This is a genomic window from Mariniluteicoccus endophyticus (assembly GCF_054780035.1).
Genome location: NZ_BAAGXC010000004.1, coordinates 53,715 through 76,397, shown reverse-complemented (window position 1 = coordinate 76,397; position 22,683 = coordinate 53,715). Strand labels below are relative to the sequence as shown.

The following is a 22,683-nucleotide window of genomic DNA, read 5'->3' as shown; positions in this document are numbered from 1 at the left end:
GGGCGCCCGGCGATGGTGGCGTTGACCCGCCGGTGGCTGAGCGGCTGGGCGTTCTCGCGGCGGGTGTGGAGACCTTCGAGTTGGTCACCGTTGGTGTCACCGGCGATGGCCGTGGGGGACGCGCCGTCCGCCTAGGATGGCCCCGTGTCTGATCCCACCACCCTGTACCTGATCATCGGCGCCGTCGTGGCGCTGCTCCTCGTCGGTGTCGGCGCGCTGGTCGCGCGCAACCGTGCGCTCGGGCGCGGCACCCGACGCGAGGAGTTGGCTCCCGGCACGGGCGAGACCGACGAGATCGGCCGCGAGGTCGTCCCCGGCGTCGACGAGTCGATCGTCGACAGCCCCGTGGCCGGCCCGGCGACCACCACGCTGGAGCGCCCCGAGGCGGCCGGCACGCGCCTGCGGCGTCTGCGCGCCCGGCTCGCGGGCCAGAACAACCCGCTGTCGCGCGGCCTGCTGTCGCTGCTGTCCGGCGGGACGGTCGACGACGACACCTGGGACGACTTCGAGGCCACGCTCATCCAGTCCGACCTCGGGGTCGGCCCGACCACCGAACTCGTGGACTCCCTGCGGACCCGCTTCAAGGTCGACGGCGTCACCGACCCCGCCGAGGCCCGGCGCATCCTGCGCGAAGAACTCGTGAAGGTCGTCGACCCCACCCTCGACCGCTCGCTGAACATCGAGCGACACGGTGACGACCCGGCCGTGGTCATGGTCGTCGGCGTCAACGGCACCGGCAAGACGACCACCGCGGGCAAGCTCGCCCGCGTACTCGTCGCCGAAGACAAGGACGTCCTGCTCGGCGCGGCCGACACCTTCCGGGCCGCCGCCGCCGACCAGCTCGAAACCTGGGGGGGCCGCGTCGGCGTCCCGACGGTCCGCGGGGCGGAGGGGGCCGACCCCGCCTCGGTGGCCTTCGAGGCGGTCAAGGCCGGCGTCGAGCAGGAGGTCGACGTCGTCCTCATCGACACCGCGGGACGCCTGCACACCAAGACCGGCCTCATGGACGAACTCGGCAAGGTCAAGCGCGTCATCGAGAAGAAGGCGCCCGTCAGCGAGGTCCTGCTCGTCATCGACGCCACCACCGGCCAGAACGGCCTCGTCCAGGCCCGCATCTTCCGGGAGGTCGTCGACGTCACCGGCATCGTGCTCACCAAACTCGACGGATCTGCCAAGGGCGGCATCATCGTCCAGGTGCAGCGTGAACTCGGTGTCCCCGTCAAGCTCGTCGGCCTGGGCGAAGGCGTCGACGACCTCGCGCCGTTCGACGCCGAAGAGTTCGTGGACGCGCTCCTCGAGGCCTGATCGGTGGAACTCACCAGCCCGGGGCTGGCCGTCGCGCTCACCCTGGCGCTGCCCGCCCTGGCCGTATGGGCCCCGCGGCGCGAGGGTCGCCACACCCCCGCGTGGTCGGCCACCCGCTGGCGCGTCGGCGTACGCCCCTCCCCGCGCCGCTGGTGGGAGGCCGTCGGACGGTGGTCCGTGCTGGTGCTCGCCCAGTTGCTGGCGGTGGTGACCTCGTTCGTCCTCATCAACGACTGGCTGCGCTTCTATCCGACCTGGCGAGACCTCCTCGGCCGGCCCGCGCCCGCCCCCGTCATCGAGAACCGCGACGAGCCGATCCCCACCCCGGGCCCCGGCGGTGCGCCCACCACCCGCGTCCCCACCCCCTCCGGCGCCACGGAGGCCACGGTTTCCGCACCTACGCGCCGAGCCTGCCCGAGGCGCTGGCGTGGCTCGGGCGGACCAACGGCCTGTGACGCTACGGTGGACGGGCGCCCACGAGGGGTGCGATCGGCTCGAGGAGGGGGAACGCGTGCGCCTGGTCATCGACCTGCGCTGGACGGGGCCCGAGATCGCCGGCATCTCCCGCTACGCCACCGAACTCGCCCGCGAGCTGGTTAACCGGCCCGACATCGACCTCGTCGCGCTGGTGTGCAACGACGAACAGGGCCACGACATCCCCGGCCTGCGTACGTTCCGCTGCCACGACCCCCAGGGCGTGACGGCGTGGCGCGAGGTCTTCCTGCCATTGCTCCTGCGCCGCCTCCGCCCCGACGTCGTGTTCTGCCCGGTGTTCTTCATGGGGCTCGCACCCCACCGCTACCGCCTCGTGCTCACCGTCCATGACCTCATCCCCTTCCACTACCCGCAACCCCCTCGCTACATCGGCGCGGCCGCGCGCCTGGGGTGGCGGGTGTTCTACGGCAGCAAGGTGCTCATGCGGCTGTGCCTGCTGCAGGCGGACCACTTGGTGACCGTGTCCGAGACGGCCGCCGCGGAGCTCAAGGAGGCCTTCCCGCGGGGTGCGTGGGACGTGGTCCCCAACGGGGTGCGCCTCCTCGCGCCGCCTCCGGGGGCACCCGCCGACCACGCGTCGAGCGACTCCGTGGTCTACATGGGCGTCTTCTCCCAGCACAAGAACGTGCCCCGGCTCATCGAGGCCCTGGCCCACGCCCCGGAGGTCACGCTCCACCTCCTGTCGCGCATCCCGGCGGAGCAGCGTGCGGAGCTCGAGGCCCACGCCGCACGGCGGGGGTGTGCCGAGCGAGTCGTCTTCCACGGCGGCGTCACCGACGAGGAGTACGCCGAGCTCCTGCGTGATGCACGATGCTTGGTCACCGCGAGTCGGCTGGAGGGGTTCGGCCTGCCGGTCATCGAGGCCCAGTCGGCCGGCACCCCCGTCGCCTGCAGCGACATCCCGATCTTCCGCGAGGTCACCGGGGGAGCGGCCGAGCTGTTCGACCCCGACTCGCCGCGCGACATCGCGGCGGCCTGGGAACGCCTGCGCGACCCCGTCCGCAGCGCCGAGCTGTCGGCGGCCGGCCCGCCCAATGCCGCGCGTTACACGTGGGCCCGCAGTGCCGACTCCCTGCTGGCCGTCTGCCGCGGTCTCGAGCGGTCCTGAAGGGGGCAAGAGGTTCCGGGGACCGCACCTCGCCGGCGTACCAGGAGTTCCCCGCCGACGTGCCCCTCGATCCCCGCAGCGATGCCATCGTCTGGCACGTGACCCAAGCCGGCCGCGAGTACGGTCGCCGCTGAAGCCCCGTCACAGTCGCCGAGCTGAAGGCCGGCCACATCGACCACCCGATCGCGCTGAGCCTGCCCAACAACGTCATGAATGGGACGCCGAGCCGGCCGGCGACCCGACGGCGGTGACCACGCGTACGGCGACGGCGCGATCTCGACCGGCCAATACATGAAGCTGCCGTCCCACCTCGACATCGAGTCGATGAAGCTGACGCCCGTTGTGAAGACGATCGCCCGCGCCGCCGACGAGCACGGCTTCCTGGTGATGGACCGCAGCGGGAGACCCGGGCACGCGCGCCCCCGCGGGCGCCCGAAACCTTGTAATCTGGGGAGTCGCACCTGCATCTCCGCCCCACGACCGAGGGACCACGTTGTTCGACACACTGTCCGATCGCCTGTCCGCCACGTTCAAGAACCTGCGTGGAAAGACCAAGCTGAGCGACGCCGACATCGACGCGACCGCACGTGAGATCCGCATCGCGCTGCTCGAGGCCGACGTCAACCTGGCGGTCGTCAAGGAGTTCATCGCCAACGTCAAGGAGCGGGCGCGCGGGGCCGAGGTCTCCGAGGCACTCAACCCTGCCCAGCAGATCGTCAAGATCGTCAACGAGGAGCTCGTTGCGATCCTCGGTGGCGACACCCGCGAGATCCGCTTCGCCAAGCGGCCGCCGACGGTCATCATGCTGGCCGGCCTCCAGGGTGCGGGCAAGACGACGCTGGCCGGCAAGCTGGCGTACTGGTTGAAGTCCGAGGGCCACTCGCCGCTGCTCGTGGCCGCCGACCTCCAGCGCCCGAACGCCGTCACCCAGCTCCAGGTCGTCGCCCAGCGCGCCGGCGTGCACTGCTTTGCGCCCCACCCTGGCGCCACCTCCCAGGCCGAGGCCGCCAACCCCGGTGGCTGGGGCGACCCCGTGGCCGTCGCCCGCGACGCGATTGTCGAGGCCGACCGCAAGCTCTACGACGTCGTGATCATCGACACCGCTGGCCGCCTGGGCGTCGATGAGGTGCTGATGAAGCAGGCCGCCGACATCAAGGCGGCGGTCAACCCCGACGAGGTCCTGTTCGTCGTCGACGCGATGATCGGCCAGGACGCGGTCAACACGGCCCAGGCGTTCGCCGACGGCGTCGGCTACGACGGCGTGGTCCTCACCAAGCTCGACGGCGACGCCCGCGGTGGCGCCGCGCTCTCGATCGCCCGGGTTATCGGCAAGCCCATAATGTTCGCCTCGTCGGGCGAGAGCATGAAGGACTTCGACGTCTTCCACCCCGAGCGCATGGCCTCGCGCATCCTCGGCATGGGCGACATGCTCACCTTGATCGAGCAGGCTGAGAAGACCTTCGACGAGGAGCAGTCGCGCAAGGCGGCGGCGAAGATCCAGTCGAAGGGCGGCTCCGACTTCGGCCTCGGCGACTTCCTGGAACAGATGAAGGCCGTCCGCAAGATGGGCCCGCTGTCGAAGATCTTCGGGATGCTGCCCGGCATGGGCGAGATGAAGGACCAGATCTCGAACATCGACGAGCGCGAGGTCGACCGCATCGAGGCGATCATTCTGTCGATGACGCCGGCCGAGCGAGACGACCCGAAGATCCTCAACGGCTCGCGCCGCGCGCGCATCGCGAAGGGATCCGGCACCACGGTGACCGAGGTCAACCAGCTCGTCGACCGCTTCTTCGAGGCCCGCAAGATGATGTCGGCGCTGGCCAACGGTCAGATGCCGGCCGGCCTGCCCGGGATGCCCGGCATGCCGGGTGGCGTTTCGAAGCGCGCCAAGGCCCAGCAGAAGAAGGCCGCCAAGAACAAGAAGGGCGTCTCCGGCAACCCCGCCAAGCGCAACCAGCAACTGCAGCAGGAGCCGCAGGCCCCGGCGGCGAACCCGATGGAGGCGTTCGGTCAGGGCGGGTTCGACCCGTCGGCGCTGGGCGGGGGATCGGCGCAGGACTTCCAGCTGCCGCCCGAGCTGCAGAAGATGTTCAAGAACCAGAAGTGACGCTGACGTCGCAGTCGATGACGCTCGCCGACCTTCGTCGACAGGCGCAACGTCGCGTCGGTCTCGCTGGTGACCACCAGATCCACGAAGTTCCACTCGATCGAGCAGCCGACCCCCAATGCAGGACCCGCCCCCTTGTCGGTGGCGGGAGTTCCTGAAACGGATCGCAGGTTCACCTACCCGAGGGGGCCCCGTCTTTGGCACGCTGTGGTCATGAACGATCCTCACGGCACCCCCGGCGCGGACGAAGGCTGGCACAGCCACGGCCCGGGCCACCTCCACCGCCATCCCCAGCCTCACCGCGCCGACGACGGCTCGCCCAAGCCCCGCCTGCACCTGCACGGGATCGTGCTGCCGGACGAGCAGCCTGTCGACCTGTGGGTGGTCGATGGCCACATCACCTACTCGCAGGTGGCGGGCGCGGAGACGATCTGCCGCGACGCGTGGATCCTGCCCGGCATGGTTGACGCCCACTGCCACATCGGCCTGGACTCGGGCGGGGCGGTCGAGCGTGAGGTCGCCGAGGAGCAGGCCCTGGCCGAGGTCGGTGCGGGCGCGCTGCTCGTGCGCGACGCCGGCTCCCCGTCCGACACGCGCTGGATCGACGAGCGCGAGGATCTGCCGCGCGTCGTGCGTGCGGGGCGTCACATCGCCCGGACGAAGCGCTATATCCGCAACTACGCCGACGAGGTCGAGCCCGAGGGGCTCGTGGAGTCGGTCGAGCGCCAGGTCGCCACCGGTGACGGCTGGATCAAGCTCGTCGGTGACTGGATCGACCGGGCCGAGGGCGACCTCAAGCCGCTGTGGCCGAAGGACACGCTGGACGCCGCCATCGGGCGGGCGCACGAGCTCGGGGCGCGCGTCACCGCGCACCACTTCGGGGAGGAGGGGCTCGATGACCTCCTCGACGCGGGGATCGACGGCATCGAGCACGGCACCGGCCTCGGCGACGACCAGATCGCGAAGATGGCCGAGCGTCAGGTCTCGCTCGTCCCGACGCTGATCAACCTCGAGAACTTCCCCGACATCGCGGCCTCCGGGGAGGAGAAGTTCCCCCAGTACGCCGCGCACATGCGCGACCTGTACGCCCGCCGCCGCGAGACGTTCACGAAGGCCTTCGAGGCCGGCGTGCCGATCTACGCGGGCACCGACGCGGGCGGCGTGATGCCGCACGGCATCATCGGCCGTGAGATCGAGATGCTCGCCGAGGTGGGTGGCAACGAGTTCGCGCTGGGGGCCGGCTCGTGGCGCGCCCGCAACTGGCTGGGTTTCGCGGGGCTGGAGGAGGGGGCACCGGCCGATCTGGTCGTGTTCGAGCGGGATCCCCGCTCCGACATCTCCGTGGTGCGTGAGCCCAGCCGCGTCGTGCTCCGTGGGCGGGTCGTGGGCTGAGGAGATCAGGATTTTCCCTTCATCTCGAACAATTCAGGAATTAGCCTTAAGATCGGTGCGTGAAGGTGTATGCCGTGATCAATGCGGACCAGCGGGGTTCGCGCCGCTCGGTCGACCGGGTCCCCGACGCGCTCGCCGCCTTGGCGGGGGTCGACGGGCTCGTCCTCGGCTTCGAGCGCACCGCCGGTGACGAGGTCCAGGGCCTGGCGGCCGATGCCGTCACTGTGGTCGAAGTGGTCGAGCGGCTCGCCCGGCTCGACGCCGCGGGTGACCGCGGATGGCGGATCGGCATCGGTCTGGGGCACGTCGACGACCTGGGCGGCATCGGCTCCACCCGCGAGGCGCGCGGCGAGGCGTACGTCAGGGCGCGGGAGGCTGTCGAACGGGCGGGGCGGGCCCCCTCACGCATCTGCGTCGTCGGGGCCGCGAGGGCGTACGCGGAGGACGCGCTCGTCGTGCTCCGCGCGCTCCTCGACCGGCGGACGCCCAAGGGCTGGGAGGTCGTCGACGCGCTGCGGGCCGCAGGTGGTGAGGACGCTGTCCAGTCAGTGGTCGCTGAGACACTCGGGGTGACGGAGTCGGCGGTGAGTCAACGCCTCGAGCGCGCGACGTGGCGGGAGTCGCAGCGCGCCGCGGCGCTCGTGCGCCACCACCTGGGTGAGGAGCTGGGGGAGAGCGATGGGTGAGATCGGGCGGGTCGCCGTCGAAGTGTGCGTCGTGGCCGTGGTCGGGCTGCTGGTGACGTGGCTGGGTGATCCCGTCGTGCGCCGCGTCTTCCGGGCGGCGGGTGACGTCCCGAGGGTGGACGCCGACGCCGCGGCCAGGGAGGCGCTCGAGGCCGAGCGGGCGCTGCGCGAGGCCGTCGACGTCGAGGCGGGCGCCGACCTCGGCGAGCTCGACGTCCTGTCTGGAGGCGTGCCCACGCCGGTCGCGGGCCAGACCGCCGCCGAGGCGGCGGGGGCCAAGCTGCGCGGCGGCAAGGTGATCGGCTGGCTCGAGCGCATCGCCGTCTACGCCTCGATCCTGTCGGGCTTCCCGACGGGCATCGCCGCCATCGTCGCGGTGAAGGGGCTGGCCCGCTATCCCGACCTCAAGAGTTCCGACGGCACGGCCGAACGTTTCATCCTCGGCACGTTCGCCAGCATCCTCACGGCCGCCGGCGGGGCGGGGTTGGCGTACTGGTTGGTGCGCGTGTTCTGACGGTTGGAAACCGGGCGCCGATCTGTGGCAGAATGAACGCTGCTTCTGTGCCCGGTGGTGCCCTCTCATCGCCGTCGGGCCGGATCCATCCGAGACGTTCGCCGCCGTGCCCCACACGCGGAGGGACGGCTCACCCGCCCGCTCCGACCGGAGCAACCCATACAGGAGATTCCACACACGTGGCTGTCAAGATTCGTCTGAAGCGCCTCGGCGCCATCCGTACGCCGCACTACCGCATCGTCGTCATGGACTCGCGCAAGAAGCGCGACGGCCGTGCGATCGAGGAGATCGGCAAGTACCACCCCAAGAACGACCCGTCGTTCATCGAGGTCAACTCCGAGCGCGCCCAGTACTGGCTGTCGGTCGGCGCCCAGCCGAGCGACGCGGTCGTCGCGATCCTCAAGCGCACCGGTGACTGGCAGAAGCACACCGGCGACAAGACGCCGTCGGGTGTCGAGCCCCAGAAGGAGAAGGCCGACAAGACCGAGCTCTTCAACAAGGCTCTGGCCAACTCCGACGACTCGCCGACCGTCGAGGCGTTCTCGAAGAAGAAGGCCGCCGAGGCCGAGAAGCCGGCTGACGAGTCCAAGTCCGACGACGCCGAGGCCGACAAGGCCGAGTCGACCGACGAGGACTGATCATGCTCGCCGACGCGCTCGAACACCTGGTCCGGGGAATCGTCAGCAACCCTGACGAGGTCCGGATCAAGGACAAGGACCTGCGCCGAGGACGCATGCTCGAGGTGCGGGTCGATCCCTCCGACATCGGCAAGGTGATCGGCCGCAACGGCCGCACCGCCCAGTCCCTGCGCACCGTCGTGGCCGCGCTGGCTGGCCGCGAGTCGGTCCGGGTCGACTTCATCGACGTCGACAAGCGGCCCCGCGGCCGCGGTCGTCACTGACGTCCGAACTCCACGACCGCCCCGTTGCCCAGCAGCGGGGCGGTCGCTGCTTCCCACCTGACCGGAGGAACCCCATGACCACCACCGAGGTCATCGTCGGCAAGGTCGGCCGAGCCCACGGCATCCGGGGCGAGGTCGCCCTCGAGCTCCGCACCGATGAGCCCGAGCGCCGCTTCGCCACGGGCGCGGTGCTGCGTGTCGAGGGCGCGCGTACGACTTGGACGGTCGAGTCCCACCGCTGGCACCAGGACCGCCTGCTTGTGCGCTTCGCCGAGCTCGCCGACCGCACCGCCGTCGAGGCGGTCCGTGGCAGCGTGCTCGTGGTCGACGTGCCTGTCGACGAGGCGCCGACCGATGCGGAGGAGTACTACGACCGCCAGCTCGTCGGTCTCGACGTCCTCGACGCCTCGGGTGAGCGCGTGGGCCGCGTACGCGGTGTCCTCCACCTGGCCCAGGACCTCCTGGAGGTGTCGACCGACGGCGGCGTACGCCTGGTGCCGTTCGTCGAGGCGCTCGTGCCCGAGGTCGACCTGGCCGCCGGTCACCTGCGCCTGGCCGACGTCAAGGGCCTGCTCGAAGACCTCGACGACGACGAACCCGTCGGTGACGGGAGCGGCGCATGAGGCTGGACGTCGTCTCGATCTTCCCCGACTACTTCGCGCCGCTGCAGCTGTCGCTGGTCGGCAAGGCCATCGCCTCTGGACTGGTCGACGTGGGCGTCCACGACCTGCGCGACTGGACCCACGACCGCCACCGCACCGTCGACGACACACCCTACGGTGGGGGAGCGGGCATGGTCATGAAGCCCGAGCCGTGGGGCGAGGCCTTCGACGCGCTGGCCACCGACACCACTACGCTCGTCGTCCCCACCCCGTCAGGCGTGCCGTTTACCCAGACCACGGCGTATGCGCTGTCCGGGCGTGACCACCTGCTGTTCGCCTGCGGCCGCTACGAGGGGATCGACGCCCGCGTCGCCGCCCACGCCCGCACGCGCATGGAGGTCATGGAGGTCAGTCTGGGGGACTACGTCCTCAACGGCGGGGAGGTTGCGGTGCTCGTGATGATCGAGGCCGTCGTGCGGCTGATCCCCGGGGCGATCGGCAACCCCGAGTCGCTCACCGAGGAGTCCCACGCCCCGGGCCAGGACGGCCTGCTCGAATACCCGGTCTACACCAAGCCGCCGTCGTGGCGCGGCCTGGACGTGCCCGAGGTGCTGTTCTCGGGACACCACGCGCGGATCGCGCAGTGGCGGCGCGAGCGATCGCTCGAGATCACCGCCCAGCGCCGACCCGACCTGCTGCCGGCTGACCTGCGAGCCTTCGACGGACCCGGCGCCTAGGATGGCCGGCGACCCACGGCGGGTCCGGACGAGAGGGGGACGCGCATGAGGCGTCTGCTCGCAGCCCTCGTGGCGGCCGTGACGCTGGCCGCCTGCACCCCCGTGTCGCCGGAGACGGCGCGGCGCGCCCGCGACCTGCGCGACGGGCTCGACGGCGACCCCGTCGTGCTCCAGCTGCCCGCGATCCCCCGGACGCTCGACCCGTTCGCCGCCGAGGGCAGCGCCGAGCAGCGCCTCGCCCAGATCCAGTTCCGCCCGATGGTCTCCGGCGACGACGGTCGCACGGTGCCCGGGATGGTCACCGGCTGGGCCCCCGACGCCACCGCCCGTTCCGTCACGCTCACCGTCACCCGCGACCGCTGGAGCGATGGAACCGCCGTGAGCCCGGACGACCTACTGGCCTCCCTCGAGGCCCACCTCGACCCGCGGACCCGTTCGCCGTACGCCGACCTCCTGCTCGGCATCACCGGCGCGCGCGACTTCCGCGAGGGGCGCGCCCCGACGGTCGCCGGGCTGGTGGTTGTCGGCCCCAGCCAGGTGCGCGTCGACCTCGACGACCCCAACCCCCGCTTCGTCGACGCCTTCATCGGCGTCCCCGTCCTGCCCCACCACGTCTATCGCGACCGGGAGGCCATGGTGACCGCCGACTATCGGCACCCCCCGGTCGGTTCGGGGCCCTACCTCGTTGCGCAGTGGGAAGGCGACGGCGTGGTCCGTTTCGTGCCAAGCCCCGTGACGCCGGTCAAGCGGCTCAGGGGGCTCGTCGCGCGCCCGGTCGCGCGCGCCGATGCTGGACGCGAGCTGGCCGCCCAGCGCCTCGACGTCGCCGACGCCCACGACCTCCGGCCCGACGCGCTGCCGGCTGGCGTACGCCTCGACGCCGCTCCCGGCGACGGCCTGCTGATGCTCGCCCCCGCCTCGACGGCCGTGGCCGACCCCCGCGTACGCCGCGCGCTGCTCCACGCCGTCGACCGCGCGGCACTCGTCAGGGAGGGGCTGGCCGGGCGTGGCCGCGTCGCAGGATCGGTCCTGTTCCAGACGGAGTGGGCGGCGCCCGCAGCGGTGGCGTACGACCCGGCCCGTGCCCGTGCCCTCTTGGCCGAGACGGGCTGGGACCCCGCACGCGTCCTGACGATCGCCGTACCGCGGGACGACCCCCGCCCCGAGCTGTGGCGGGCGGTCACCAACCAGCTCGGCGAGGTGGGTGTCCAAGCGGAGGTGGTGCCAACGGAGGGCACCACCCCGGCCGACCTGCTGGTTGGGACTTGGCGGCCCGCCCAGCGACATCCCTGGCTGGTGGAGGGCCTCGTCGGGTGCAGCGCCCACCGTGTCGTCTGTGACCCCGCGCTGGACGCCCTGGTGCGGGACGCGACCGCCGCGCCGTCCCCCGATGAGGAGATACGCCGCTGGCGGGCCGTGGGCGTCGCGCTGGACGCCGGGCTGCCGGTGCTGCCGCTGGTGGTCCCGGACTCCTCGGTCGCCGTCTCGGAGACCCTGGCGCGGATCGCCCCCACCCAGGTGCCGCTCAACGGCGGCATCGGTGCCTGGACCCGTGTCGCCTGAGGGTGTGGAACTCCGTAACGATTGGGGGACCTCGACCTGTGGTTCCTTGACAGGTCGATGCGCGCGCCCGACAGTTGGGCAACACATCCACATGAAGGTCGGTGCGCCGGGAGGCGCCGTCATCACCGAGGAGGAGACATGGGTTCGAGGAAGACATGTATGGCGGCGGCGGCCACGGCGCTCCTTCTGGCGCTGCCCGCGTGCGCACCGGCGGGCGAGTCCGGCTCCAAGGCGGGTCAGGGCCAGGGTGACGGCGCCAAGAATTTCAGCTTCTACCTCTACCAGAAGGCCTCGGGCATCAACCCCTACGACGCCGGCGGCGGGGCGGACGCGACCGTCGTCCACCTGCAATTCCAGCCGCTGCTGACGTGGGTGGACGGAAAGTTCGAGGGGCGTCTCGCCGAATCGTGGGAGTTCGCCCCCGATGGCAAGAGCTTCACCTTCAAGCTCAAGGACGCGCGGTGGAGCGACGACCGCCCGATCACCGCGCCCGACCTGAAGTGGGCGCTCGAGGCCCACCTCGACAAGAAGACCGGCTCCTACATCTCCGGCTACCTGCTGGCGGTCAAGGGCGCCAAGGCCTTCCGCGACGGCGCGGCCCAGCAGGTCGAGGGAATCACCGCCCCCGACGAGAAGACCCTCAGGATCGAGCTGGAGAACGCCAACGTCGGCTTCCCCGCGCTGCTCACCGAGGCCGCCCTGGCACCGAAGCACGTCTACGAGTCGCTGCCGCGCGACCAGTGGAAGGGAAACGCCGCCTTCCGCGAGCCCAAGGTCGGCAGCGGCCCCTACCTGTTCAGCAGGTGGGTCTCCGACGACCAGATCGAGTTCGTGGCCAACCCGGCATACAACCCGAAGCCGAAGCTCGCCAAGGTGTACGCCAAATACCTCTCCGGCGATCTAGCCGCCTCGCAGGTCTCCACCGGGGAGCTTGACGCCGCGGAGATCCCCGCCGTCGACGTGAAGTCGATGATGAACGACAAGAACGTCAAGATCGTCCAGAAGCCCGGCAACAAGGTCATGGCCCTCCACACCTCTTTCGGTGACGCCGGCAAGCTCAAGGACAGGCGCGTACGCCAGGCGATCATGTACGCCATCGACCGCCAAGGCCTGGTCGACTCGGTGCTCGGCGGCAACGGCAAGGTCGTGAACGCGTACATGTTCGCCCCTGAGTGGGCGGTCGCCGGGGGCGCGAACCCCTACGGACGCGACGTCGACAAGGCGAAGGCGTTGCTCAAGGAGGCGGGCTGGGACCCGTCCATCGAGGTCAACCTCGACATCGTGCCCGGTCAGGCCGACCGCGACGCCGTCATGCGCATCGTCCACGGCAACCTCAACGAGGCTGGCATCAAGGCCAAGATCACCACCCACTCGGCCGCCGAGATCAACAAGTCCGTCAGTACCGGCGGGTTCGACCTGCTCATCAGCCCGCTGACGATGGCCGTCCCCGAGCCGTCCCTGCTGTCGACGCGCGTCACCTGCGCTCAGGCCGCCCCGGCCGGGCCGAACATCGCGCGCTACTGCAACCCCGAGCTCGACAAGCTGATGGCCGAGGGCCAGACGACCAGTGACCAGTCGAAGCGCGCCGAGACCTACCAGAAGGCCTACCGCATCCTCAACGAGGACGTCATGAACTTCCCGCTGTACTCCGCGACGCTCAACTGGGGCACCGGCGTCTCCGTCCAGGGGATCGACCCGGCGGCGAACCCCATCACGGCGACCGCCGCGACCTGGTCGAAGTGACCCCCTGCGTGCGGGGGTCCGGAGTCCCCTCACGCCGCAACGTTTTCGTCCTGCCCTCCGTGGGCATGATCCCGAAAGGAGGGGGATGGTCAGGTTCGTCCTCAAACGGCTCGGCGTGAGCATCGTGACGCTGCTGCTGATCAGCGTGCTGCTGTTCATGCTCATTCGCACCGCCCCCGGTGACCCCGTCGAGATGTACTTCGACCCGCTCCAGTTCAGCGGCCCCGACCGCGACCAGCAGATCGCCGCCGCCCGGCACGCGCTGGGCCTCGACCAGCCGTTGCCCGTCCAGTACGGGGTCTGGCTGACCGACGCCCTGCAGGGCAACCTCGGGCGGTCGCTGGGGTCCGGCAGGTCGGTGGCGGTGGTGCTGGCCGAGCGGCTGCAGAACTCCCTGGCCCTGATCGTCCCGTCGCTCCTCGTCGCCCTCGTCCTCGGCATCGGAGGGGGTGTGCTCGCGGCGCTGCGCCGCAACCGGGCGGCCGACTACACGCTGTCGTTCCTGTCGCTGGTCGCCATCTGCGTACCCGTGTTCTTCGGGGCGCTCATCGCGATCTACGTCTTCGGGATCCAGCTGCGCTGGCTGCCGACCTCGGGCATGAACGCCGACGACCCGAGCGTTCTGGAGGGGCTGAAGCATCTGGTCCTCCCGGCGCTCATCCTCGGCGCCCAGGGGGCCGCGACCTACCAGCGGTGGACACGTTCGTCGATGCTCGACGTGCTGGGCCGGGACTTCATCACCACGGCCCGGTCGAAGGGGCTGCTGGAGTCGCGCATCACGTGGCGGCACGCCGTCCACAACGCCCTGATCCCCATCATCACCGTCATGGCCTGGAACATCCCGACGATGTTCGGCGGCGCCGTCATCGTGGAGCAGATCTTCGCCTGGCCGGGGCTCGGGCGGCTGGCCGTCGACTCGATCAACGGCCGCGATTATCCGATGCTCATGGGGTTCGTGATGTTCATCGCGATCCTCGTGGTCCTGTCCAACCTGGTCGCCGACATCCTGTACGCCGTCGTCGATCCCCGGATCCGGATCTAGGAGGACGCCGTGACCGAGAGCATCCCCGCGCAGCCCGCCGCCACCCGCCCCGACGTGCGGGAACCGACCCCCGAGCTCACACCACGCCAGCTCGCCTGGCGCCGGTTCCGCAGCCACCGCCTCGCGATGATTGGTGCCGCCGTGCTGGTGGTGTTCGTCGTCGTCTCGTTCGCCGGCCCGCTGCTGTACACGGTCGACCCGAACGCGGTCGACGCCGGCTCCTACCGCATGCCGCCGGGGGCCGGTCACCCGTTGGGGACTGACTCCGCCGGACGTGACGTCCTCGCCCGTCTCCTGCACGGCGGACGGCTGTCGCTGAGCATCGGACTGGCCGCGGCTCTGCTGGCCACGGTCATCGGCATCGTGCTGGGCATGATGGCCGGCTACTTCCGAGGGGGCGTCGATGCGCTCCTGACCCGCATCACCGAGGTCTTCCAGAGCTTCCCCACGATGATCGTCATCATCGTGGTGGTCGCCTTCTTCGGCTCCGGGGTGCTCATGATCATCGTGATGCTGGGGTGCCTGCAGTGGACCCAGGCGTTCCGGGTGGCCCGCGGCACCACCATGCAGCTCCGCGAGCAGGACTCGGTGCAGGCCGTCGAGGGGCTGGGCGGGACACCGTGGCACATCCTCGTACGCCACATGCTCCCGGCCGTGCTGCCGCATGCGTCGGTGGCCTTCACCCTGCTGACCGCCGCCGTCATCGGCACGGAGGCAGCCCTGTCCTTTCTGGGGCTCGGCGTACCACCGCCGGCCGCGAGCTGGGGCTCGATGATCTCCGAGGCCCAGAACCTGCGGATCCTGCGCGACATGCCCTGGATGTGGCTGCCCCCGGGGATCATGATCGCCCTGACCGTCCTCGCCGTGAACTTCGTCGGTGACGGGCTCCGCGATGCCGTCGACCCGAGGCAGGTGCGCTGATGAGTCGCGAAGAGCCCGTCGGCGGCCTCGCCCCCCGGCGACCACTGCTCGCGCTCGAGGAGGTCACCACCGAGTTCACCACCCTCAACGGCACGGTCCGCGGCGTCAACGGCGCGACCTATTCCGTGGCCCCGGGGGAGACGCTCGGGGTGGTGGGGGAGTCCGGCTCCGGCAAGTCGGTGACGGTCATGTCGGCACTGGGCCTGCTGCCGTCGTCCGGCCGGGTCGTCTCGGGGCGTGCGATGTTCGACGGCGATGACCTGCTCACCATGTCCCGCCCACGCCTGCGCGAGGTCCGCGGCGGCGAGATCGGCCTGATCTTCCAGGACCCGATGACCGCCCTCAACCCGGTGATGACCATCGGCGCCCAGATCGACGAGACGCTGCGGCGGCACTCGCCCGAGCTGCGTACGCGCACGGCCCGGCGCGAGAGGATCCTCGAGCTGCTGAACGACGTGGGCATCCCTGCACCCCAGCAGCGCGTCGACCAGTACCCGCACCAGTTCTCCGGCGGCATGCGACAGCGTGCGATGATCGCGATGGCCATCGCCAACCGACCGCGGCTGATCATCGCCGACGAGCCGACCACCGCGCTCGACGTGACCGTCCAGGCGCAGATCCTCGACCTACTGCAGCGTATGCAGGACGAGAACGGCTCCGCCATGGTGCTGATCACCCACGACCTCGGGGTCATCGCCGAGGTCGCGCACCGCGTGGTCGTCATGTACGCAGGTCGCGTGGTGGAAGAGGCACCGGTGGACGACATCTTCCACGCGCCGCGCCATCCGTACACGCTGGGTCTGCTCGAGTCGCTCCCGCGCGTCGACGACCGCCGCGACGTGCTCCGTGCCATCGCCGGACAGCCGCCGGACCCACGGTCGTTGCCCGACGGCTGTGCCTTCCAGCCGCGCTGTCGACTGAGCGGCGGACGCGCCGAGTGCGCGATGCAGCCGCCGCTGGTCGACATCGGGCCGGGGCGTCGCACCGCCTGCCACTTCCACGCCGAGCTCGCCGGGGCCGATCCCGCCGCGCCCGGCACGATCGACCGTGACGAGGAGCGCGCATGAGCACCACGGCCACCCCCGGCAGTCGCCAGACCGGTTCCACGCGCGAGCCGGGCCCCAACCGCGAGACAGTCCCCGAAGGCGCCCCGCTGCTCGAGGTCTCCCACCTCGTCAAGCACTTCAAGGTGGGTGGCGGGTTCCTGAAGAAGCCCGACACCGTGTACGCGGTCAACGACATCTCCTTCGACCTGCGTCCGGGGGAGACCCTTGCGCTGGTGGGGGAGTCCGGCTGCGGGAAGACGACGGTCGGCAAGACGCTGATGGGGTTCCACCGCCCGACCTCGGGCAGTGTCCGCTTCGACGGCCGCGAGATCGGCGGGCTGCCGCGTCGGGAACTGCGGGCGGTGCGCCGTGACATGCAGTTTGTCTTCCAGGACCCCTACTCGTCGCTGCCGGCACGCTCGACGGTGGCCGACATCCTCACCGAGCCGCTCGAGATCCACGGGATCGGGGACCGGGCGTCACGGCTGGCACGCGCCCACGAGCTGCTCGACCTCGTGGGGCTGCGGCCGGCGCTGGCCTCCCGCTACCCGCACGAGTTCTCCGGTGGACAGCGCCAGCGCGTCGGTATCGCCCGGGCGCTGGCGCTCGAACCGCGGATGCTGGTGCTCGACGAGCCGGTCTCTGCGCTCGACGTCTCCGTGCAGGCCCAGGTGGTCAACCTGCTGGAACGGCTCCAGGGCGAGCTGGGGCTGGCGTACGTGTTCATCGCCCACGACTTGGGCGTGGTCCGCCACATCGCCGACCGGATCGCCGTCATGTATCTTGGGACGTTCGTCGAGGAGGGAGACGCGGAGACGATCTTCGGCGCTCCCCAACACCCCTACACGTCCGCACTGCTCTCGGCCGTGCCCGTGCCCGATCCACGTGCGCGCGGCATGGCCCGGCGCCGGCTGCTCGTGGGTGACCTGCCCTCACCGACGCAGGAGCCGCAGGGGTGTCCCTTCCGGGGGCGCTGCTGGCGGGCCCAGGAACGCTGTGCGGACAAGCCCCCGCTGCGCCTGTCGCCCTCGGGCGCACGGGTCGCCTGTCACTTCCCCGGTCCGGACGAGGAGATCACCCCCCAACGGTGAATTCTCCATGAACCGCCGCGCGTGGATTTCGGGTCAGGCGGATCGCCGCCTAGCCTTTGCACGTCTCGTCGCGCCCGGCGACGGGTCGGGAAGACGGGGGTCTCACATGGTCTGGACGAAGCGAGCCGGACGCGCCGCGGTGGCGCTGTCGGTGGCGGCGATGCTCGGTGTCAGTGGCTGCGGCAGCGACCCGAGCGCGAACGGCGGCAAGGCGCCGCACGGCGACAAGCCCGTGACGAGCGCGCCGTCCGCACCGCCGAAGGCCGAGTTCGTTTCGGTCGACGCGTCCAACCTCGTCGGGGTCACTTCCCACACCTACACCGACAGCACGCGGGGCATCGAGGCGACGGTGCCCTATCTCAAGGACGCGCGCACCCTGTCCAGCGCCATGGAAGTCGTGCGCGAGCACCTCCTGCGCACCTCGGCCCAGGAGAAGGCTTCCGGCACGAAGATCACGACCCAGGTCATCGCCTCCGCCCCCGATGCCGTGGGCATCCTCGTCTCGGCCACCGTGACCGGCGCCCAGGGCGAGCGGACCAACCCCGTCGTCGTCTGGTACGACCCGGTGTCTCGTCGCGCTCACAGCTCGCCGGTCCTCATCGACGCGCAGCAGTGGGGGGCCTTCAAGAACGCCGTGACGAAGGCGGCCGGCAAGGGCGCGGACGCCAAGAAGCTCTCCGCCGCGATGGACGCCGAGGCCGCCCCGCAGGGGACCGGTCCCGCTCTCGGCTTTGATGCCGAGGGCAACGTCGTCGTGCGGTTCGCGCCGGGCGTGGTGGGAGAGCAGGCGGCCGGGTTCGTCGTCCCTGCCAAGGAGGCCGATGCCCTGCTGTCCACGTTCGGGCGCGCGGCCCAGGCCGCCACGAAGAGCCCGTCGAAGTTCGACGCGACGGTGAAGCCGGCCAGCCCCGCGCCGAGCTCCGCGGCGACGCCTGCGATCACCGCGTCCAAGTCGGCAACCCCCGGCAATCAGGTTCCCCGGCCGTCGACCGCCGTCGGCGTCGACTGCGCCAAGGAGAAGTGCGTCGCGCTGACCTACGACGACGGTCCCGGGCCCGAGAGCCACAAGGTGGTCGAAGCCTTCCTCGCCGAGGGCGGGGCAGTGACCTTCTTCCAGCTCGGCCAGATGATCAAGGCGAACCCCGACCAGGCGAAGCTGATCGCCTCGTCCGGGATGGAGGTCGCCAGCCACTCCATGACCCACCCCGACCTCGCGCGCTCCGGCGCCGACAAGGCGCGGCGTGAGCTCGAGGGCAGTGCCGACGCCATGAAGGAGGTCTACGGGCGTACGCCTATGCTGCTCCGCCCGCCGTACGGCTCCCATAACAAGGCCGTCGACGAGATCGCCGCCGCCAACGGCATGGCCGTCATCCAGTGGAACAACGACACCAACGACTGGAAGACGAAGAACACGATGTCGACAGAAGCCGCGGCGAGTTCGGCCAAGCCGAACGCCGTCGTGCTCATGCACGACATCCACGACAGCACCGTGGCCGCGGCGCCCGGGATCGCCCGCGACCTCAAGGCCAAGGGCCTGACGATGGTGACGCTGTCGGAGCTGGCGCTCAACTCGGGTGCCTACGAGGCCGGCCACAGCTACTGCACCATCACGTCCGAGAAGCAGTCGGGATTCCTCTGCACCGGCTAGTCGCACGGCGAGGGCGGCACGGGCCGATCCTGCCTGCAGGAGGGTCGGCGCCGCCGTATCCGTCGGGCGCAACTGTGGGCAGATAACAGTTTCGAGATATGCGTCACTTTGGACCGCCTTACTACGCGTGCTCGGTGCGGGGGGAATAAGGTGAGGCCGTGGCGACAACAACACCTACACTCACCGTTCACCAGCGAGCGGCCCGCTCGTCTGTCGCGCGCAAGTACGCGATGGCGATCAGCGGGCTGATCCTCGTTGGCTTCCTGCTCATCCACATGTACGGCAACCTGAAGCTGTTCTTCGGCAAGTACACCTCCGGGGAGTACGCCGGGCAGTACCAGTTCGATGTCTACGCGCACCACCTGCGCTCCATGGGCGAGCCGATGCTGCCCCACGAGGGTCTCCTCTGGGTCACGCGCATCGTGCTGCTGGCTGCCATCCTGATCCACATGTGGGCGGCGTTCACGCTGTGGTCCCGGGCCAAGAAGGCCGCGGGCGGCGCGAAGCGCTACACCAAGGTCAACTCGCTGCAGCGTTCGTATGCGTCCTACACCATGCGTTGGGGCGGCGTCACGATCCTGCTGTTCGTGATCTACCACATCCTCCACTTCACCGTGCCGGTGATCGACACCGCGCCCGGCGCGGCGACCCCGTACGCGCGCGTCGTGGAGAGCTTCCACAACCCGCTGGTCCTGGTGAGCTACATCATCGCCATGTGCGCCGTCGCGCTCCACCTGCGCCACGGCTTCTGGTCGGCGTTCGCGACCCTCGGCGCCAACACCAGCCCGAAGGCCCGCGCCACCTGGAACACCATCGCCTGGCTCGTCGCCGCCCTGCTGTTCCTCGGCTTCCTGGCCGGCCCCATCGCCATCGCCCTTGGAGTGATCAAGTGACCGAGCAACTCGAACCCCAGACCGAGCAGCAGGAATTCGTCGCTGCCACAGCTGAGGACATGAGCCCCGAGACGTCGTCCCAGAACGCCCCGGCCGGCCGCTCCTCGCTCGACGCCGATGCCGTCTACGTCGAGGGTGATCCCATCCGCGACACGAAGGCCCCCGCCGGCCCGATCGCCGAGAAGTGGGACCAGCGCAAGTTCAACGCCAAGCTGGTCAACCCCGCCAACCGCCGCAAGCTGTCGATCATCGTCGTGGGCTCTGGCCTCGCCGGTGGCGCCGCCGCCGCGACGCTGGGCGAGGCCGGATACCAGGTGAAGAACTTCTGCTACCAGGACAGCCCGCGTCGCGCCCACTCGATCGCCGCCCAGGGCGGCATCAACGCGGCCAAGAACTACCGCAACGACGGCGACTCGATCTACCGCCTCTTCTACGACACGGTCAAGGGCGGCGACTACCGCGCCCGCGAGTCGAACGTCTACCGCCTTGCCCAGGTGTCGGTGAACATCATTGACCAGTGCGTCGCCCAAGGCGTCCCCTTCGCCCGCGAGTACGGTGGCCTGCTCGACAACCGCTCCTTCGGCGGCGTGCAGGTGTCGCGTACCTTCTACGCGCGTGGCCAGACGGGCCAGCAGTTGCTCATCGGCGCCTACCAGGCCCTCGAGCGCCAGATCGCGGCCAAGACGGTCACGATGTACACGCGCCACGAGATGCTTGAGCTCATCGTCGCCGACGGCATCGCCCGCGGCATCGTCACCCGTGACATGGTGACCGGCAAGATCGAGGCCCACACGGCCGACGCGGTCGTGCTGGCCACCGGCGGCTACGGCAACGTGTTCTTCCTGTCGACCAACGCGATGGGCTGCAACGTGACGGCCTCTTGGCGTGCGCACCGCAAGGGCGCATACTTCGCCAACCCGTGCTACACGCAGATCCACCCGACCTGCATCCCGGTCTCGGGCGAGTCCCAGTCGAAGCTGACCCTCATGTCGGAGTCGCTCCGCAACGACGGTCGCATCTGGGTCCCCAAGAAGGCCGAGGACTGCACGAAGGACCCGCGCCAGATCCCCGAGGAAGATCGCGACTACTACCTCGAGCGCATCTATCCGTCGTTCGGCAACCTGGTCCCGCGCGACATCGCGTCCCGCCAGGCCAAGAACATGTGCGACGAGGGCCGCGGTGTCGGCCCGGAGGTCGCCGGCCAAGGCCGCCGCGGTGTCTACCTCGACTTCGCCGACGCCATCCAGCGCCTGGGGCGCAAGGCCGTCGAGGCCAAGTACGGCAACCTGTTCGACATGTACCGCCAGATCACGGGTGAGAACCCGTACGAGGTGCCGATGCGCATCTACCCGGCGGTCCACTACACGATGGGTGGCCTGTGGGTCGACTACGACCTCCAGTCGACGATCCCCGGCCTGTTCGTGACCGGCGAGGCGAACTTCTCCGACCACGGCGCCAACCGCCTGGGTGCCTCGGCGCTCATGCAGGGCCTGGCCGACGGCTACTTCGTCCTGCCGAACACGATCAACGACTACTTGGCCGACGCCGCCAAGCACGGTCGCATCGACGAGTCCCACCCGGCCGTGGCCGAGGCGGTCGCCGATGTCCAGGAGCGTACGCAGCGTCTGCTGGCGATCAACGGTTCCCGCACGGTCGACTCCATCCACAAGGAGCTCGGCAACATCATGTGGGAGTACTGTGGCATGGAGCGCACCGAGGAGGGCCTGCGCAAGGCCATCGGTCTGATCCGTGACCTGCGTGAGGTCTTCTGGACCGACGTGCACGTCACCGGTGAGGCCATGGAGCTCAACCAGACGCTCGAGCGTGCCGGCCGGGTGGCCGACTTCCTCGAGCTGGGTGAGCTGATGTGCGTCGACGCGCTGGTGCGCCGTGAGTCGTGCGGCGGCCACTTCCGCGCCGAGTCCCAGACAGAGGACGGCGAGGCCCTGCGCCACGACGACGAGTTCGCGTTCGTCTCGGCGTGGGAGTTCACGGGTGCGGGCAACCAGCCCATCCTCCACAAGGAACCCCTTGAGTACGAGTTCGTCGAGATGAAGCAACGGAGTTACAAGTGAAGCTCACACTGCGCATTTGGCGCCAGAAGAACACGGCTTCCGAGGGCCGCATGGAGTCGTACACCATCGACGGTGTCAGCGACCACATGTCGTTCCTCGAGATGCTCGACATGCTCAACGAGCAGCTCACCGTCGAGGGCAAGGAGCCCGTGGCGTTCGACTCCGACTGCCGCGAGGGCATCTGCGGCATGTGCGGTCTGGTGATCAACGGTGCGGCCCACGGCCGTGGCCAGACGACCTACCAGACCACCACGTGCCAGCTGCACATGCGTGAGTTCCGCGACGGCGACACGATCACCATCGAGCCGTGGAAAGCCGAGGCCTTCCCGGTGCTGAAGGACCTGGTCGTCGACCGCAGCGCGTTCGACCGCATCATCCAGGCCGGCGGTTTCATCTCGGCGCCGACGGGCACCGCCCCCGATGCCCACGCCGCCCCGGTCAACAAGGCCGACGCCGACGTGGCGTTCGACAACGCGACCTGCATCGGCTGCGGTGCCTGTGTGGCGGCCTGCCCCAACGGCTCGGCGATGCTGTTCACTTCGGCGAAGGTGTCCCACCTGGGTCTCCTGCCGCAGGGTCAGCCCGAGCGCTGGACGCGCGTCCTCGGCATGGTCGCCGAGCACGACGCCTCCGGCTTCGGCAACTGCACCAACATCGGTGAGTGCACCGCGGTCTGCCCGAAGGGCATCCCGCTGGAGAGCATCTCGCGCCTCAACCGCGACCTGTTCACCGCACTGCGCAAGGCCTGATCACAGGGCTCCACCGCGCACGCACGAGGGCGTCGATCCGTGAGGATCGGCGCCCTCGCGGC

Annotated in this window: 20 protein-coding genes; all 20 read left to right on the top strand. The window is 70.1% G+C overall.

The window, feature by feature from the left end:
- The first annotated feature begins 144 nt into the window (after positions 1-144).
- The 20 genes from ftsY to ACYVGD_RS01890 all read left to right on the top strand — a co-directional run bounded on the left by ftsY (position 145) and on the right by ACYVGD_RS01890 (position 22,621).
- Complete coding sequence (ftsY, locus tag ACYVGD_RS01985) at positions 145-1,305, top strand: signal recognition particle-docking protein FtsY (protein ID WP_460741294.1); 1,161 nt, start codon at positions 145-147, stop codon at positions 1,303-1,305.
- Positions 1,306-1,816: 511 nt separating this feature from the next.
- Positions 1,817-2,908: a glycosyltransferase family 4 protein gene (locus ACYVGD_RS01980; protein ID WP_460741293.1), complete on the top strand. Its 1,092-nt coding sequence runs from the start codon at positions 1,817-1,819 to the stop codon at positions 2,906-2,908.
- Between the two features lie 493 nt (positions 2,909-3,401).
- A complete protein-coding gene (ffh, locus tag ACYVGD_RS01975) occupies positions 3,402-5,018 on the top strand; it encodes a signal recognition particle protein (RefSeq protein ID WP_460741292.1) in 1,617 nt (538 codons plus the stop codon).
- Positions 5,019-5,231: 213 nt separating this feature from the next.
- Positions 5,232-6,410 carry an amidohydrolase family protein gene (locus tag ACYVGD_RS01970; RefSeq protein WP_460741291.1) on the top strand — a complete coding sequence of 393 codons (1,179 nt, stop codon included), beginning with the start codon at positions 5,232-5,234 and terminating at the stop codon, positions 6,408-6,410.
- A 59-nt stretch (positions 6,411-6,469) separates the two neighbouring features.
- The gene (locus ACYVGD_RS01965) at positions 6,470-7,096 is read left to right on the top strand and encodes a hypothetical protein (protein WP_460741290.1); all 627 of its coding nucleotides are present in this window, start codon (positions 6,470-6,472) and stop codon (positions 7,094-7,096) included.
- Positions 7,089-7,610 (top strand): hypothetical protein, encoded by a 522-nt coding sequence (locus ACYVGD_RS01960; RefSeq protein WP_460741289.1) that lies wholly within the window; start codon positions 7,089-7,091, stop codon positions 7,608-7,610. The genes ACYVGD_RS01965 and ACYVGD_RS01960 overlap by 8 nt, the downstream gene beginning before the upstream one ends.
- Before the next feature lie 179 nt (positions 7,611-7,789).
- Positions 7,790-8,248 (top strand): 30S ribosomal protein S16, encoded by a 459-nt coding sequence (rpsP, locus tag ACYVGD_RS01955; RefSeq protein WP_460741288.1) that lies wholly within the window; start codon positions 7,790-7,792, stop codon positions 8,246-8,248.
- A 2-nt stretch (positions 8,249-8,250) separates the two neighbouring features.
- Entirely contained in the window at positions 8,251-8,511 is a 261-nt protein-coding gene (locus ACYVGD_RS01950) for an RNA-binding protein (protein ID WP_460741287.1), read from the top strand.
- Positions 8,512-8,585: 74 nt separating this feature from the next.
- Positions 8,586-9,134, top strand: coding sequence for a ribosome maturation factor RimM (gene rimM / locus ACYVGD_RS01945; protein WP_460741286.1), 549 nt, complete (start codon positions 8,586-8,588; stop codon positions 9,132-9,134).
- A complete protein-coding gene (gene trmD / locus ACYVGD_RS01940) occupies positions 9,131-9,850 on the top strand; it encodes a tRNA (guanosine(37)-N1)-methyltransferase TrmD (protein ID WP_460741285.1) in 720 nt (239 codons plus the stop codon). Before rimM ends, trmD begins: the two co-directional genes overlap by 4 nt.
- 45 nt (positions 9,851-9,895) lie before the next feature.
- Positions 9,896-11,413, top strand: a complete 1,518-nt coding sequence (locus ACYVGD_RS01935; protein WP_460741284.1) for an ABC transporter substrate-binding protein — start codon at positions 9,896-9,898, stop codon at positions 11,411-11,413.
- Positions 11,414-11,551: 138 nt separating this feature from the next.
- A complete protein-coding gene (locus ACYVGD_RS01930) occupies positions 11,552-13,156 on the top strand; it encodes an ABC transporter substrate-binding protein (protein WP_460741283.1) in 1,605 nt (534 codons plus the stop codon).
- A gap of 85 nt (positions 13,157-13,241) precedes the next feature.
- Positions 13,242-14,198 carry an ABC transporter permease gene (locus tag ACYVGD_RS01925; RefSeq protein WP_460741282.1) on the top strand — a complete coding sequence of 319 codons (957 nt, stop codon included), beginning with the start codon at positions 13,242-13,244 and terminating at the stop codon, positions 14,196-14,198.
- Between the two features lie 9 nt (positions 14,199-14,207).
- Positions 14,208-15,119, top strand: a complete 912-nt coding sequence (locus tag ACYVGD_RS01920) for an ABC transporter permease (protein ID WP_460741281.1) — start codon at positions 14,208-14,210, stop codon at positions 15,117-15,119.
- Positions 15,119-16,186, top strand: a complete 1,068-nt coding sequence (locus ACYVGD_RS01915) for an ABC transporter ATP-binding protein (RefSeq protein WP_460741280.1) — start codon at positions 15,119-15,121, stop codon at positions 16,184-16,186. Before ACYVGD_RS01920 ends, ACYVGD_RS01915 begins: the two co-directional genes overlap by 1 nt.
- Positions 16,183-17,256, top strand: a complete 1,074-nt coding sequence (locus tag ACYVGD_RS01910; RefSeq protein WP_460741279.1) for an ABC transporter ATP-binding protein — start codon at positions 16,183-16,185, stop codon at positions 17,254-17,256. The genes ACYVGD_RS01915 and ACYVGD_RS01910 overlap by 4 nt, the downstream gene beginning before the upstream one ends.
- Positions 17,257-17,362: 106 nt before the next feature.
- Complete coding sequence (locus ACYVGD_RS01905; protein WP_460741278.1) at positions 17,363-18,904, top strand: polysaccharide deacetylase family protein; 1,542 nt, start codon at positions 17,363-17,365, stop codon at positions 18,902-18,904.
- Positions 18,905-19,062: 158 nt separating this feature from the next.
- Positions 19,063-19,797 carry a succinate dehydrogenase cytochrome b subunit gene (locus tag ACYVGD_RS01900; RefSeq protein ID WP_460741277.1) on the top strand — a complete coding sequence of 245 codons (735 nt, stop codon included), beginning with the start codon at positions 19,063-19,065 and terminating at the stop codon, positions 19,795-19,797.
- Positions 19,798-19,856: 59 nt separating this feature from the next.
- Entirely contained in the window at positions 19,857-21,872 is a 2,016-nt protein-coding gene (locus tag ACYVGD_RS01895) for a fumarate reductase/succinate dehydrogenase flavoprotein subunit (RefSeq protein WP_460741307.1), read from the top strand.
- Positions 21,869-22,621, top strand: a complete 753-nt coding sequence (locus ACYVGD_RS01890; RefSeq protein ID WP_460741276.1) for a succinate dehydrogenase/fumarate reductase iron-sulfur subunit — start codon at positions 21,869-21,871, stop codon at positions 22,619-22,621. Before ACYVGD_RS01895 ends, ACYVGD_RS01890 begins: the two co-directional genes overlap by 4 nt.
- The last annotated feature ends 62 nt before the right edge of the window (positions 22,622-22,683 follow it).